Annotated in this window: 13 protein-coding genes and 1 tRNA gene; 9 read left to right on the top strand and 5 right to left on the bottom strand. The window is 62.8% G+C overall.

What is annotated here, in order from left to right:
• The first annotated feature begins 120 nt into the window (after nucleotides 1-120).
• Together IB238_RS14350 and IB238_RS14345 are read left to right on the top strand one after the other, a co-directional pair.
• Nucleotides 121-570, top strand: coding sequence for a phasin (locus IB238_RS14350; RefSeq protein ID WP_192247991.1), 450 nt, complete (start codon nucleotides 121-123; stop codon nucleotides 568-570).
• Between the two features lie 176 nt (nucleotides 571-746).
• Nucleotides 747-823: transfer RNA gene (locus tag IB238_RS14345), tRNA-His, on the top strand.
• A 105-nt stretch (nucleotides 824-928) separates the two neighbouring features.
• On the opposite strand, the gene IB238_RS14340 is transcribed toward IB238_RS14345, so the two are convergent.
• A complete protein-coding gene (locus IB238_RS14340; RefSeq protein WP_192247988.1) occupies nucleotides 929-1,588 on the bottom strand; it encodes a GntR family transcriptional regulator in 660 nt (219 codons plus the stop codon).
• 88 nt (nucleotides 1,589-1,676) lie between these two features.
• Between IB238_RS14340 and IB238_RS14335 the strand changes: the two genes are divergently transcribed.
• From IB238_RS14335 to IB238_RS14310, 6 genes are all read left to right on the top strand, one after another.
• A complete protein-coding gene (locus IB238_RS14335) occupies nucleotides 1,677-2,294 on the top strand; it encodes a TRAP transporter small permease subunit (protein WP_192247985.1) in 618 nt (205 codons plus the stop codon).
• Nucleotides 2,294-3,559, top strand: a complete 1,266-nt coding sequence (locus IB238_RS14330) for a TRAP transporter large permease (RefSeq protein WP_192247982.1) — start codon at nucleotides 2,294-2,296, stop codon at nucleotides 3,557-3,559. Before IB238_RS14335 ends, IB238_RS14330 begins: the two co-directional genes overlap by 1 nt.
• Before the next feature lie 29 nt (nucleotides 3,560-3,588).
• Nucleotides 3,589-4,587, top strand: a complete 999-nt coding sequence (locus tag IB238_RS14325; RefSeq protein ID WP_192247979.1) for a TRAP transporter substrate-binding protein — start codon at nucleotides 3,589-3,591, stop codon at nucleotides 4,585-4,587.
• A gap of 203 nt (nucleotides 4,588-4,790) precedes the next feature.
• A complete protein-coding gene (locus IB238_RS14320; protein WP_192247976.1) occupies nucleotides 4,791-6,146 on the top strand; it encodes an FAD-containing oxidoreductase in 1,356 nt (451 codons plus the stop codon).
• Nucleotides 6,147-6,187: 41 nt separating this feature from the next.
• The gene (locus IB238_RS14315) at nucleotides 6,188-6,844 is read left to right on the top strand and encodes a VOC family protein (RefSeq protein ID WP_192247973.1); all 657 of its coding nucleotides are present in this window, start codon (nucleotides 6,188-6,190) and stop codon (nucleotides 6,842-6,844) included.
• A 114-nt stretch (nucleotides 6,845-6,958) separates the two neighbouring features.
• Nucleotides 6,959-7,282, top strand: a complete 324-nt coding sequence (locus IB238_RS14310) for an ATPase inhibitor subunit zeta (protein WP_246723671.1) — start codon at nucleotides 6,959-6,961, stop codon at nucleotides 7,280-7,282.
• A 64-nt stretch (nucleotides 7,283-7,346) separates the two neighbouring features.
• Here the strand turns inward: IB238_RS14310 and IB238_RS14305 are convergent, their stop codons facing one another.
• From IB238_RS14305 to IB238_RS14290, 4 genes are all read right to left on the bottom strand, one after another.
• Nucleotides 7,347-8,840, bottom strand: a complete 1,494-nt coding sequence (locus tag IB238_RS14305) for a Ppx/GppA family phosphatase (protein ID WP_192247970.1) — start codon at nucleotides 8,838-8,840, stop codon at nucleotides 7,347-7,349.
• A gap of 43 nt (nucleotides 8,841-8,883) precedes the next feature.
• Nucleotides 8,884-9,615 (bottom strand): hypothetical protein, encoded by a 732-nt coding sequence (locus IB238_RS14300; protein WP_192247967.1) that lies wholly within the window; start codon nucleotides 9,613-9,615, stop codon nucleotides 8,884-8,886.
• Nucleotides 9,616-9,800: 185 nt separating this feature from the next.
• Nucleotides 9,801-10,733 (bottom strand): hypothetical protein, encoded by a 933-nt coding sequence (locus IB238_RS14295; RefSeq protein ID WP_192247964.1) that lies wholly within the window; start codon nucleotides 10,731-10,733, stop codon nucleotides 9,801-9,803.
• Nucleotides 10,734-10,869: 136 nt separating this feature from the next.
• Complete coding sequence (locus IB238_RS14290) at nucleotides 10,870-11,751, bottom strand: LysR family transcriptional regulator (protein ID WP_192247961.1); 882 nt, start codon at nucleotides 11,749-11,751, stop codon at nucleotides 10,870-10,872.
• A gap of 120 nt (nucleotides 11,752-11,871) precedes the next feature.
• Between IB238_RS14290 and IB238_RS14285 the strand changes: the two genes are divergently transcribed.
• Nucleotides 11,872-13,368 carry a CoA-acylating methylmalonate-semialdehyde dehydrogenase gene (locus tag IB238_RS14285; protein WP_192247958.1) on the top strand — a complete coding sequence of 499 codons (1,497 nt, stop codon included), beginning with the start codon at nucleotides 11,872-11,874 and terminating at the stop codon, nucleotides 13,366-13,368.
• Nucleotides 13,369-13,372: the final 4 nt, after the last annotated feature.

Genomic DNA, 13,372 nt, shown 5'->3' with positions numbered 1-13,372 from the left:
GAGGAAGGGTTAACATTGTGCGGCGCACAATCATGTTGCAATGCACAATAAAATCGGCTATACACGGTCCATCATGCAATTCGGAGCCTCACGAAGAGGGCCACATCAAGGATGATTGAAATGGCTGCCAAGAAGACCGATGACGTATTTTCCATTGCCGCTTTCGACCCGGCAAAGGTATCCGAAAGCTTCCGCGACTTCGCCGAAAAGGGCGCGACCCAGTCGAAGGAAGCCTATGCCAAGCTGAAGACCGCCGCCGAGGATGCGACGAAGGTCGTTGAGGCGACGCTCGAGAACGCCCAGACCGGCACCGTCGAGCTCGGCCTTGCCGCGATCGAGGCGCTGCGCACCAATGCCGAGAACTCGCTTTCGCATATGGAGGCGCTGCTCGGCGTAAAGTCCGTCTCTGAACTGTTCGAGCTCCAGACTGCCTTCCTGCGCAAGCAAGCTGAAGTCGTCGTCGAGCAGGCAAAGAGCATGCAGGAAGCCACCAAGAAGGTTGCCGAAAAGGTTGCCGAGCCCGGCAAGTCGGCTGCGGAAAAGGCGCTGAAGACCTTCAAGGTCGCCTGACCATCGTCATTTACATACACCTGCGCCCGTTCGATCCGGGTGGGGGCGGGTGTGTGGCGGACCAAAAAGGGCTGGACGCGTTGTCCGGCCCTTTTTAATATGGAAGGGCAAACAAGGGACTTGCATTCTCGGCGACGTGCCCGTATGTGAGCCCCCAAGCGCGATGCGCTTGAAGTGCGGTTGTAGCTCAGTTGGTTAGAGCGCAGGTTTGTGGCACCTGAGGTCGGAGGTTCGAGACCCCCCAACCGTACCATTTCTCTTCCCTGTAAAGCATTGATTTCCTCGCTCCGGACCTCGAGATGCGTCGATGTTCGACCACGTCGATTAGCATCATCGGTGAAGTCCGCGCGCGGCGAGGTCAGTTCTGCCCCTTGAGAACCGCCAGCAGGTCGGTTTTGACCGCAACGAGGTGGGCTTCCAAAAGCTGTGCCGCCACCTCGAAGTCGCCGCCCCGGCTCAGGCGAATGAGCTCTGCGTGTTCTTCCATTGCGCGCTTCATCGCATCGGCGCTCGATAGCTGAACCCGGGTGTACCGGTCGCTGGTCTGAAGAAGCGACGCGACGATCTGCTGTGTGCGGGGCAGGTTTGCGCGCTGGTAAAGTGCGACATGCAACTGGGCGTTCAGTTGCCCATACCGATTGATTTCCCCACCCCTGATCGCGCCGACGTAGGTTGCCTGGATCTCCTCCAGTTGCTGGAAATCCGCGCTCGACAATAGTGGGGCGGAGCGGCGGAAAAGCCGCGGCTCCAGAAGCGCGCGCAGCTCGAATACGTCGTCGATCTCCGCCTGCGAGAGCTCTGAGACGACCGCACCCTTCTGCGGCACGATCCGCACCAGCCCCTCCGCCTCGAGATGGAACAGCGCCTCGCGGATGGGGATGCGGCTGACGCCATAGGCTTCGGCCAGCGCGTCCTGCCGCAGCTGACTTCCCGCAGAATAGTGGCCGGAGAGAATGGCCTGCCGGATTTCCTCGAGCAGTGCGCCAGAAAGCGTGCGGTGTTTCAGAGTCGTAGCCATGACGTATCCGCTACAGGGAAAAGGCAAAAAATCGGTTGACTCGCAAAATGTATAAAATCTACATTATACCATCTTTGGGGGAATATCCATGACTAAACCGGCCGCCGCAGGCGGAATAATCGCGCCCGCGGCACGCTTCGTCGTGCGTCTCTCGGAAGGTGTCCTTGCGATCGAGAAGGTCGCCGTCGGTGGCCTCATGGCCGTGCTGACCGGCCTGATCCTGATGAACGTCGTCACCCGCTACACCGGCATGCCGCTCTACTGGGTCGATGAGGCGGCCGTGTACGCCATGGTCTGGCTGGCCTTCATTGGTGGCTCTGCGCTCACGCGCCTGCGCCTTGATTTTTCCATGACCTTGCTGACGGAGCGGCTTTCGCCCCCGGCGGCGCGCCGCATGCAGATTGTGGCATCCCTGCTGCTGATCGCATTTGCAATCGCCCTGGCGGCCATGTGCTACGTCTGGCTCGATCCCGTTGGGATCGCCAGGGCCGGCTTTGATGCCAAGGCCTATGCCGCCGAGAGCTTCAACTTCCTCTACACCGAGCGCACGCAGACACTGAGCTGGCCGACCTGGGCGGTCAATCTCGTGGTTCCGCTGTTTGCAATCACCATGACGCTGCATGGCCTTGCCAACATTGTGGAGGATCTCGGTTGGTCTGAACGGCGGACGCATCCGGAATTCAAGACTGCCGAGGGGATCAACTGATGATTACGAGCGCCGCATTTCTTGTGTTCATGCTGGTCGGCGTTCCGATCGGCATCTGCCTCTGCCTCGTCAGCGTGGTCTACATCTTCGCCTCCGGCAATCCGCTGCTCTTTCAGAGCTTCCCGACGCAGCTCTTCGGCGGTGTCGACAGTTACGGGCTGATCGCCATTCCGCTCTTCGTGCTGATCGGCGAGGTCATGAACGGCGGCGGCATCACCAAGCGCATCATCGAGATGACCATGGCCTTCATCGGCTCCATGAAGGGTGGTCTCGCCTATGTGAACCTGATCGCGAACATGTTCGTGGCCTCGATCCTCGGTTCGGCAACGGCGCAGGTCGCCGTTATGGCGCAGATGATGGTGCCGGAAATGGAGAAGAAGGGCTACGATAAGACCTTTGCCGCCGGCCTTACGGCCTATGCCGGTATGCTCGGCCCGATCATTCCGCCGTCCATCATGTTCGTGGTCTATAGTGTTCTCGCCCAGGTACCCGTCGGCGACATGCTGGCTGCCGGCATCGTGCCGGGCGTCCTGCTGACGATCGCGTTCTGCTTCATCATTGCGGCGATGGGCTTTGTCTACAACTATCCGCGTGGCGAACGGGCAACCTTGCGCGAACGTGCACGCACGGTTCTCAATGCGCTGCCGACGCTGCTGATCCCGGTGATCATCGTCGGTTCCATCCTGAGCGGCCTGGCCAATCCCACCGAGGCTGCCGCCGTCGGCGCCGTCGCCGCCGTGCTGGTCGGCCGCTTCTGGATCGGCGAACTTAAGCTGTCTCAACTCCCGACCATGTTGCTGCGGGCCGGGATCTACTCCGCTGTCGTGCTGTTCCTCGTCGCTGCGGCCAGTGTGTTCTCGTGGGTGCTCGTCTACGGCATGGTGCCGCAGCAGGTTGCGGGCTGGGTCCAGACCATTGCATCCGACCCGATCACCTTCATGCTGCTGGTCAACGTCATCCTGCTGGTCATCGGCACTGTCATCGACGGCGCGCCCGGCCTGATCATGACGGTACCGATCCTGCTGCCGATTGCCACCGAGGTCTATGGTATCGACCCGATCCATTTCGGCGTGGTCGTGGTGATCAACCTCGTGCTCGGCTTCCTGTCGCCGCCGGTCGGGCTGTGCTTCTTCGTCGCCGCTGCCGTGACGGGGGCCAAGCCTGGCAAGATGTTCATCGTCACGCTGCCCTTTTTCTTCGTGTCGTGCCTGGTGCTCGTCCTTCTCTCGGTCTTCCCGGCACTCTCGACCTTCATGTCCCGATAATCAAAGCGATCCAACCAGAGGAAGTTGATATGACGCTTACACGCCGTACTTTGATCCGCAATTCCGCACTCGGTGCCGCCGCCTTCACGCTGGGCGCACCGTCGGTGCTGCGCGCCCAGGAGGCGCGCATTCTCCGCCTCGGCATTACCACCCCTCCTGGCCACCCCTGGAACAATGCCGCTCTGAAAGTCGGCGAGGCGCTCAAGGCCGAAACCAACGGCCGTCTGTCAATCGAAGTCTTCCCGGCCAACCAGTTGGGTACTGAAGCAGCCATGCTGCAGCAGATGCAGAGCGGCGCCCTCGACCTCGGCTGGATCATGACGGCCGAACTCGGCTCGCGCATTCCCACGGTTGCCGCGATCAACGCCCCGTGGGTTGTCGATTCCACTGCCAAGGTCGCCAAGCTTGTCCGTGATCCGATCGCCATGAAGCTGCTCGACGTTCTGCCGGCGGAAACCGGCACGATCGGGCTGGCCTGGGGCATCACCACCATGCGCGTGGTCTTCTCGGCCAAGGAGATCAACGGCCTTGACGATCTCAAGGGCATGAAGCTGCGCATCAACACGACGCCCGCCTACCGCGATTTCTACCAGCTGCTGGGCGCAGCACCGACGCCGATCCCGACCCCGCAAGTATTCGACGCCATGTCCAACGGCCAGGTGGACGGTCTCGAGGCCGACCTGGACCTCTCGTGGAACCAGCGTTTCGACAAGGTTGCCAAGACCATGCTGAAGATGAATGCGATCTTCATGCCCGTCGTTGCGCTCGCCTCCGGTCGCGTCTGGAAGACCCTGCCGGAAGCCGACCGCGAACTGATCAGCAAGGTCACCAAAACGGCACTCGACGCCCAGATCGACGCGACGGTGGACAACGAGCCGAAGCTGCTCGAACAGTTTGCCGCTGCATCGATACCGATCAAGGACGTGCAGGTTGCCGATGCGGAGAAGATCATCGCTGAATACGACAAAATCTGGCTGCCGCAGGCACCGATCCTGGCGGACCTGCGGAAGGTTGGCGCTACTCTCTGAGTCGATGCCAGCGACGTAAACGACAGGGCCCGCATCCTGCTGAACACAGGGTGCGGGCCCTTCCGATTCTGCCAAGGTCACGAGCCCGGCGCTCCGGCAGTGCGCTCCGGCAGGCCAACGTGCTATATTGCCCGCGCGACTGCGGGATGGTGCGGGACGCTCCCATCGTGATCAACGCCCGGAGTTCGTTTCGGAGCGGTCTGATGCGACAGTTCGATGCGATATTCATCGGCGCCGGCCAGGCGGGCCCCTTCCTTGCGGCGCGGATGGCCGAGCGCGGCATGAAGGTTGCGATCATCGAACGAAAGTTCCTTGGCGGCACCTGCGTGAACGCCGGCTGCATGCCGACCAAGACGCTGGTGGCCAGTGCGCGGGCGGCGCATATCGGCCGCCGCGGCGCCGACTGGGGCGTGAAGATTGCCGGTGAAGTCGCGGTCGACATGAAAGTCGTTCGCCGGCGTGCGCACCAGATAACCATGGACGCCCGCAACGGACTGGCGGACTGGCTAGGCAGCATGGACGGCGTGTCCATCATTTTTGGCCACGCGCGCTTCGTTGCGGCCGACAGGGTCACGGTCAACGGCGACACCCTCTCTGCCCCGCGGATATTTCTCAATGTCGGCGCCCGCCCGGTAATCCCCGACTTTCCTGGTATCGAAGACATCGACTACCTGACCAGCACCTCGATCCTTGAGCTCGACACGCTGCCCCGCCACCTTGCGATCATCGGCGGCAGCTACATCGGATTGGAGTTCGCGCAAATGTATCGGCGGTTCGGCGCAAACGTCACCGTGGTCGAGCGCGGCGCCCGCCTTGCCTCACGCGAGGACGAAGATGTTTCGGACGCGATCCGGGATATCCTCGTGGCTGAGGGTATCGACGTCCGTACGCAGGTGGAGCGCATTTCGTTTTCGCGGGCCGGGCACGGAATACATGTGTCCCTGAATGGGGGCGATATCGATGCCAGCCACGTTCTCGTTGCGACCGGCCGCAAGCCGAACACGGATGACCTGGATCTCGACGCCGCGGGCGTCGTCGTGGATCCCCGCGGCTACATTGTCGTCGACGACAGGCTGGCGACCAACGTGCCGGGGATTTGGGCGCTCGGCGACTGCAACGGGCGCGGAGCCTTCACCCACACGTCCTACAACGATTTCGAGATCGTCGCCGCAAACGTTCTCGACGGCGAGGACCGCAGGGTATCGAGCCGGATCCCGGCCTACGCCCTCTATATCGATCCGCCGCTCGGCCGCGTCGGAATGACCGAGAGGGAGGCGGCCTCATCGGGCCGCAAGATCCTTGTTTCTAGGCGACCGATGGAGCGGGTCGGCCGAGCAAAGGAGCGCGCCGAGACCAGAGGTTTCATGAAGGTGATAGCCGATGCCGATAGCAAGGAGATTCTTGGTGCCGCGATTCTGGGCATTGAAGGCGACGAAGCCATTCACGGCGTCATCGATGCCATGAACGCCGGGACACGCTACACCGATCTGCAGTGGGCGGTGCCGATCCATCCAACGGTCTCGGAGGTGATCCCGACGCTGCTGCGGGGGCTTGGCTGAACCGACGGCCCACCAGCGCACCTGACAGGAAAGGAACGACGATGTCCCAATCGGCAAAAACCAGCGACGCGGCAGTCACCTCCCCAAAGGCCAACGGCGACATGAAGATCGAGGTCGTCGTGATTCCTGTTTCGGACGTCGATCGTGCCAAGGACTTTTACGGCAAGCTGGGCTGGCGGCTCGACGTGGATTTCCCGGTCGGTGATACTTTTCGGGTTGTGCAGTTTACGCCGCCGGGCTCGCGGTGCTCGATCCATTTCGGCGCCGGGATTACGGCTGTCGCTCCCGGCTCGGCAACTGGAACCTACCTCGTAGTCTCCGACATCGAGGCTGCACGCGCCGACCTCATTGCTCGCGGCGTCGATGTGAGCGACGTGTTTCACCGTGCCGGTCCAGGAAAGCCGCCGGTCAAGGGCCGAGACCCGGAGCACCGCAGTTACTTCTCCTACGCCACCTTCAGCGATCCGGACGGCAACAGTTGGCTGCTGCAGGAGATCACTGCGCGCTTGCCGGGGCGGGTGGACGCGAATGACACGAATTTCACCTCGCCGACCGAGCTCGCGGCAGCGCTTCGCCGGGCGGAGGCCGCGCACGGCGAGCATGAGAAGCGGATGGGCGGCCAGCGCGATGCGGACTGGCCGGCCTGGTATGCCGAATTCATGGTGCAGGAACAGGCAGGCGGACCGCTGCCGCAATGAACAAGGCAAGAGAGGCCTTGTGGCACAGGGCATCAGGAGCGCCGGCGGGCAACAGCGATATCCTCTCGGGCGCGTTGCTGGTACTGTTCCGCCCAGGCGCCATGGAGAAGCCCAATGAACAGCTTCCAAACGGACATCTTGAGAATGGCACGACGCAACAAGCTGGTAGGCATGTGGGCGGCGGATAAATTGGGGCTCACCGGCGAAAACGCCAAGGCCTATTCGGATGGCCTTGCCAGGGGCGCGCTTGAGGTGGAATGCAATGACGTGCTTGCGATCCTTCGCAAGGACTTCGAGGCCGCGGGCGTGGTTCAGTCCGACGAGCAGATTCTGAGCGCCATGAGCCAAGCCTGGCTGAAGGCCGGACGACAGACGAAGGGGGCAGATGCCAGCGACGTCGCTCTGGTTCAGATTGCACGCAATCTCCAGTCGAGGTGATGGAGGAAGGCACTTCCCACGGAAGGCCAGATGCCGACGCGTGGTCGCCGGCCGGCCGGTGCGATCAGCCACCGAACCGCTCGACCAGGACACCGTGACGGAGGCCGCGGTCGCTGACGGTGAGCGAGTTCTGCCCCAGCATGTCCATCACCGTCCTGACGACGCACGCGCCGGCCAAGATCACGTCCGCGCGCTTTGGCTGCAGGCCGACGATCGTCCGCCGCTCCTCCGCGTTGCGCAAGCGAAACATCTCGATCTGGCGGTCGATTTCAGCCCGGTCAAGCACGGTGCCCTGAACGATATCCGCGTCGTACCGGTCGAGACTGTGCTTCACCGCTGCGATGTTTGTGATGGCGCCACCCATTGCCACCAGGACGTCCGGCGACGGGCGTCCCTCGATGCGTGACAGATCGGCCGTGATCGCGGCGAACGTGTCGCGCAGCACGTCGGGGGCGACCGTGCCGGCCAGCCCGAACCGTTCCGTGTAGCGGACGGCGCCGACATTGACGCTGAACTGCTCGTCGACGCGTGAGCCCTGGCCGAACGTGAACTGCGTGCTGCCGCCGCCGGTGTCGAAGACAGCCAGCGCGCCTTCCGGCATGCGCAGCCACGCCTTCACAGCAAGATAGGCCAACCGGCCCTCGTCTGCACCCGGGATCACCTCAATCGAAATCCCCGTCCGGGTCCGGATCATGTCGAGGACCGCTGCACTGTTGCGGGCGATCCGCAGGCCGGCCGTGCCGACGGCGGCGATCGCCCGCACGCCGTTGCGCTTCGCCTCGTCGCTCATGTCTTCAATCGCGCTGGCGGTCCGCGCGGCAGCCTCAGGCGCGATCTCGCCGCTCTTCTCGAGACCTTCGCCCAGACGCGTTAGTTCGGCGCGATCGACGATCGTGCGCCACGACCCGGTGCTGTCGCGCTCGCCGACATGCAGCTTGACCGAATTCGTGCCTACGTCGATCACCGCGAACCGTTCCGGCGTGTCCTCGAGCAGCGCCTGCAGGCCCAGTGCGTAGTTGGTGTTGAAGTAACCGCCGAGGCCGATCGACTCGACGGCCGCAACGACAGCGGCCGCGTCTTCTCCTTCAATCGCGATGGTGCGGGTAGACCTGCCTTCCGACTGGACGTCAGTGAGTTCCGAGGTGCACCCCCCGACAGTGTAGCGCACCCGGCGCTTGTGGACCCCGACCGGGCGCAGCGCGCCGCTCGGTACGACAACCTCGGCGACAAACTCGTCGAGGCTGTATGCGTCCCGGGCAAGCTGGGGTGCCGCCAGGCCAAGCGACTCGAACACCTTGGCCGCTTCGGCAGCCGGCAGCGGGAACGGCTGCTTCATGACCGGCTCCCAGCGCTCGAGACCGTCGGCGTTCACCTCCCGCAGGACCTTGATATCCATGAGATCGTCGCGCACTTTCACGTTCGCACCGGATCCGCCGAGAAAGTACAACTCGTCGCTCTCTTGTATTGCTCCCGGCGTCAACGCTGCGAACCGGGTCTCCGCAATCCCGAAATGGGCGCCAAACGTGCGCCATTCCCATCGCGGAACGATTGCGGCCATGGTGGACGTCCTTCCAGGTTTGCCCTCATGGGGCGGTCGAGCGCTATGCCTCAGTCTCCTTGAGAGTCTTGGCGAAGTACTCCAGGGCGGCGCGGGTCTTGGTTTCTTGAGCGCCCTCCGGGTCTAGCCCGAGTTTCCTCAGATGCGTGTCGAAATCCTTCCGAGCCTGATCCGCTTCGTCCGGCGGTGCTTTGATCGAAACCTCGACCAGATCGTCGCCGTTGGGAAGTCTCCATTCCTCAAGTGTCAGTTCATGAGGAAAGGTCTTTTGCTCGGGTTTCCAGCGCAGCACGCGAATTGGGCCGAGGACGCGAAGCTCTCCGAACTTCACCGGGTTCTTGTGGAACGCGCCGAGAAAGCGCTCCTGGTCACCATTGAACAGTTTGCCGATGGCGCGTTTTCCTTTTGCAACTTCCTCGATTTCGTCGCGCTTCTGCGGGGCCGTAAGCGACGCCGAGCAGACGGCGCCGTCGCCGACCCAATCAGCTTCCAGTTTGAAATCGTCCAATTGCCGCCAATCGTCCGAAATTGACGCCGCGTCGACTGGGCGGATCTTGACGGTGGAATCATCGTCGTCGCCCTTGACGAGTCTGCCACGTAAAACAACACCTGCATCGAACAGTTGCAGATCGAGTGTGTCGTAGAAGTAGATGAGTCGGACCTCGGCCGTATCCTCGTTGACCTCCATCGCGCGTTCCGCGAGAAGCTCCTGGTCGGGGCGGATCGTAATCTTGATTTCGACCGCGTCTATTGCGGCCGTTGCCGTCGTGTTCATTCGCGAGCTCCTTTCCGAGCCGCCGAGCAATGCTCAAAGCCCGCAGCCAAGGCGCAGAATGCAGAATTGAACCACACTGGGATATTATGATCGCAAGTTACCACCCGCGGCAGCCGCGCTCAAGTTGAACGACGGCGGATGGGGCAAGCGACATAGGAGCCGTTTGCCTGCACGGTGTCCCCCGCTTAGCGCGCCTTTCGCCCCGCGCCGTCCTTCTTGACGGGACTAGCAACTTCTTCGAGGGCCACTGCCGCGTCTCCAAACTCGCCTTCAGAGTGAGCCTGTTCCACGTCCGCCATCCGCTCCTCAAGCTCTTCGACCTTGGCCGCGAGGGCCTCTGGTGGCATTGCGTCAGTGCCCTTCGCCTGCGCATGCACCATGAACTCCGTCAGCAGGAACAGGCTGACATCATCGTCCGTGCGCTCGTGACCAGCCTTGAACGGCTTGTCGATGACGCCGAGGAGCCGAAGCAGGTAGATGAAGAAGAAGGCCAGGAAGCCGACCGTCACCAGGGACTCCAAGAGGCCACCCATGTCGGTGAACAGCAGGATCAACATGATGACGGCGACGACGCTCGTGATCATCGCCTTGGCCGACGGCAAGAATTCCTCGCGTTGGATGTGGTACACCCGCAACGCCGCCTTGCGCAGGGCGGCCTGCTCGGACCGCAGCCTGACGATATAGTTCGCTGGAACGTCGGACCCTTCAAGCTCTTCCAGTGTCTGCGACAGGTCCTCGATTGCCGCCTGGCATTCCCGGGTGTTGCCGCTGGTGATGTCGGCCCGCAGCGACGTGACGACCGCTATCAGGCGGGCCCTTGCTGCGACCATATCCGGCTTTCCCCAGATCCGATTCATCGACTCGGTTTCCCGCAGCAAGGCATAGAGGCTGGCGGCGACATCCGTCGGCGCCCGCTCAGCGTCGCGGTAGTCGACCAGTGTGCCGGCAAGCACAAGGCCCATGACGAATATGCCGCCACTGATGACGCTGGAGATCAGCGGAGTGGTCGACATGCCGGTGACCCCGATGGCCCAAAGCAAGGCTCGGACCCCGATGAGGACCACGACGATTGCCGCGGTCTCCACCGCAACGCGATAACTTCCCAGGATCTCACGCATGGCTCCGCCCTCCTCGCCGATGGTCGTGGCCTCTTTTAGTCAACATAGCATGGAAGACGATGTCACGTTCGCCATTGGTTCAGCGATCGGCATCACCGCCGCGCCCATCAGAGCAACACGTGCATCTGCCCGTTTCTCAGAGAAAGATGCCCTGCTCCTGCTCCACCAGTTCCTGCACGAAGGCGGTGACGGTGCGGACGCGGGCGAGGTCGCGGGCGCTTTCGTGATAGGTGGTCCAGTAGGCGCGGCGGATCGTCGTTTCCGGCAGGATGCGTACCAGCTCCGGGTCGAGCCGCGCGATGTAGTTGTGCAGGATGCCGACGCCGGCCCCGGAGCGGACGGCTTCCGTCTGCCCCGTGGCGCTGGAAATCTCGAACGAGGCATTCCAGCTGCGCATCACCTCGCCGGTAAAATCGAGCGAGGCGGTGAAGAGGAGGTCCTCCACGTAGCCGATGCGCCGATGATGCTTGAGGGACTCGACGTCCTGCGGCTCGCCGTGGGCGGCGAGATAGGCCCGGCTGGCATAGAGGCCAAGCGTGTAGTCGGTCAGCTTGGAGGAGACCAGGCGGCCCTGTTCCGGGCGCTCCAGCGTTATGGCGATATCGGCCTCGCGCTGGGAGAGGGAAAAGGAGCGCGGCACGGGCACGAGTTGGATCTTCAGTTCGGGATGGCGCGCCGTCAGCCGGCCGAGGCGCGGGGCGAGGAAGGAGACGCCAAAGCCGTCCGGCGCGCCGATCCGCACGGTGCCAGCCACCGCTGCGTCAATCCGGCCGATCTTCGCCTGCGCCGCCAGCATCTCCGTCTCCATTCGTTCGGCCGCGTGCAGAAAAACTTCGCCCTCGGCCGTCAGGTCGCAGCCGTTGGTTCGCCGCACCAGAAGGCGCGTCTTCATCTCCTGTTCCAGCGCACTGACGCGTCGGCTGAGCGTGGCATGATTCACCCCGAGCCGGCGCGAGGCCGCCAGCAGCTGCCCGGTTCGTGCGACGGCGAGAAACATGCGAACGTCGTCCCAGTTCATTTCTTCGCCTTCGATGGGCTGATGGGCTATAATTTCTGCACAACGGTTGCTTACATCAGACGATTGAGTTGAGCAAATTGTAGTGCGATCATGTCTGACATAACATCTGGAGGATACCCCATGCGTGAGATCGGACATTTCATCGGCGGCAAGCACGTGGCCGGCAAGAGCGGCCGCACGGCCGACGTCTACAATCCCGCAACCGGCGAAGTGCAGGCCAAGGTGGCGCTCGCAAGCGAAGCCGAACTCGCCGCCGCCGTCGAAGTCGCCAAGGCTGCCCAGCCCGCCTGGGCAGCGACCAACCCGCAGCGCCGCGCCCGCGTCTTCATGAAGTTCGTTCAGCTTCTGAACGACAACATGAACGAACTGGCCGAGATGCTCTCCAAGGAGCATGGCAAGACGATCGAGGATTCCAAGGGCGACATCATTCGCGGCCTTGAGGTTTGCGAGTTCGTCATCGGCGTTCCGCATCTCTCCAAGAGCGAATTCACCGAAGGCGCCGGCCCGAACATCGACATGTATTCGATCCGCCAGCCGGTCGGCATCGGTGCGGGCATCACGCCGTTCAACTTCCCTGGCATGATTCCGATGTGGATGTTTGCGCCTGCGATCGCCTGCGGTAACGCCTTCATTCTGAAGCCGTCCGAGCGTGATCCCTCCCTGCCTATCCGCCTCGCTGAGCTAATGATCGAGGCCGGTTTGCCGGCGGGCGTCCTCAACGTCGTCAACGGCGACAAGGGCGCGGTTGACGCGATCCTGACGCATCCGGATATCGGTGCCGTTTCCTTCGTCGGCTCCACGCCGATCGCCCGCTATGTCTATGGCACCGCGGCGATGAACGGCAAGCGCGCCCAGTGCTTCGGCGGCGCAAAGAACCACATGATCATCATGCCCGACGCCGACCTCGACCAGGCCGCCAACGCCCTGATCGGCGCCGGTTACGGCTCCGCCGGCGAGCGCTGCATGGCGATCTCGGTGGCCGTCCCGGTCGGCGAGGACACCGCCAACCGCCTGATCGACAAGCTCGTGCCGATGGTCGAGAGCCTGCGCATCGGCCCGTATTCCGACGAGAAGGCCGATCTCGGGCCTGTTGTCACCAAGGAAGCCCAGGCACGCATCAAGGGGCTGATCGACAGCGGCGTCGAGCAGGGCGCCAAGCTGCTGGTCGATGGTCGGAACTTCAAGCTCCAGGGCTACGAGGACGGCTATTTCGTCGGTGGCTGCCTGTTCGACCACGTCACGCCGGACATGGACATCTACAAGACCGAAATCTTCGGGCCGGTGTTGTCAGTTGTCCGCGCCAAGAACTACGAGGAAGCGCTCGCTCTTCCGATGAAGCACGAATACGGCAACGGTGTTGCGATCTACACCCGCGACGGTGATGCGGCCCGCGACTTCACCTCGCGCATCAACATCGGCATGGTCGGCATCAACGTGCCGATCCCGGTTCCGCTGGCCTACCACTCCTTCGGCGGCTGGAAGGCGTCCTCCTTCGGCGATCTCAACCAGCACGGCACGGATTCGTTTAAGTTCTGGACCCGCACCAAGACGGTCACGAGCCGCTGGCCGTCGGGCATCAAGGACGGCGCCGAGTTTGTCATCCCGACGATGAAGTGATCGG

Origin of the sequence: Rhizobium sp. ARZ01 (genome assembly GCF_014851675.1) — a bacterium.
GTDB lineage: Bacteria > Pseudomonadota > Alphaproteobacteria > Rhizobiales > Rhizobiaceae > Mycoplana.
Note: the sequence above shows the minus strand (reverse complement) of the source record. Positions and strands in the feature narration are given on the sequence as shown.

What these genes read in the sequence shown, in the direction of transcription:
- IB238_RS14285 (WP_192247958.1), top strand. Translation starts at nt 11,872, where the DNA reads ATGCGTGAGATCGGACATTTCATCGGCGGCAAGCACGTGGCCGGCAAG.
- IB238_RS14335 (WP_192247985.1), top strand. Translation starts at nt 1,677, where the DNA reads ATGACTAAACCGGCCGCCGCAGGCGGAATAATCGCGCCCGCGGCACGC.
- IB238_RS14305 (WP_192247970.1), bottom strand. Translation starts at nt 8,840, where the DNA reads ATGGCCGCAATCGTTCCGCGATGGGAATGGCGCACGTTTGGCGCCCAT.
- IB238_RS14330 (WP_192247982.1), top strand. Translation starts at nt 2,294, where the DNA reads ATGATTACGAGCGCCGCATTTCTTGTGTTCATGCTGGTCGGCGTTCCG.
- IB238_RS14315 (WP_192247973.1), top strand. Translation starts at nt 6,188, where the DNA reads ATGTCCCAATCGGCAAAAACCAGCGACGCGGCAGTCACCTCCCCAAAG.
- IB238_RS14350 (WP_192247991.1), top strand. Translation starts at nt 121, where the DNA reads ATGGCTGCCAAGAAGACCGATGACGTATTTTCCATTGCCGCTTTCGAC.
- IB238_RS14300 (WP_192247967.1), bottom strand. Translation starts at nt 9,615, where the DNA reads ATGAACACGACGGCAACGGCCGCAATAGACGCGGTCGAAATCAAGATT.
- IB238_RS14320 (WP_192247976.1), top strand. Translation starts at nt 4,791, where the DNA reads ATGCGACAGTTCGATGCGATATTCATCGGCGCCGGCCAGGCGGGCCCC.
- IB238_RS14325 (WP_192247979.1), top strand. Translation starts at nt 3,589, where the DNA reads ATGACGCTTACACGCCGTACTTTGATCCGCAATTCCGCACTCGGTGCC.
- IB238_RS14310 (WP_246723671.1), top strand. Translation starts at nt 6,959, where the DNA reads ATGAACAGCTTCCAAACGGACATCTTGAGAATGGCACGACGCAACAAG.
- IB238_RS14290 (WP_192247961.1), bottom strand. Translation starts at nt 11,751, where the DNA reads ATGAACTGGGACGACGTTCGCATGTTTCTCGCCGTCGCACGAACCGGG.
- IB238_RS14295 (WP_192247964.1), bottom strand. Translation starts at nt 10,733, where the DNA reads ATGCGTGAGATCCTGGGAAGTTATCGCGTTGCGGTGGAGACCGCGGCA.
- IB238_RS14340 (WP_192247988.1), bottom strand. Translation starts at nt 1,588, where the DNA reads ATGGCTACGACTCTGAAACACCGCACGCTTTCTGGCGCACTGCTCGAG.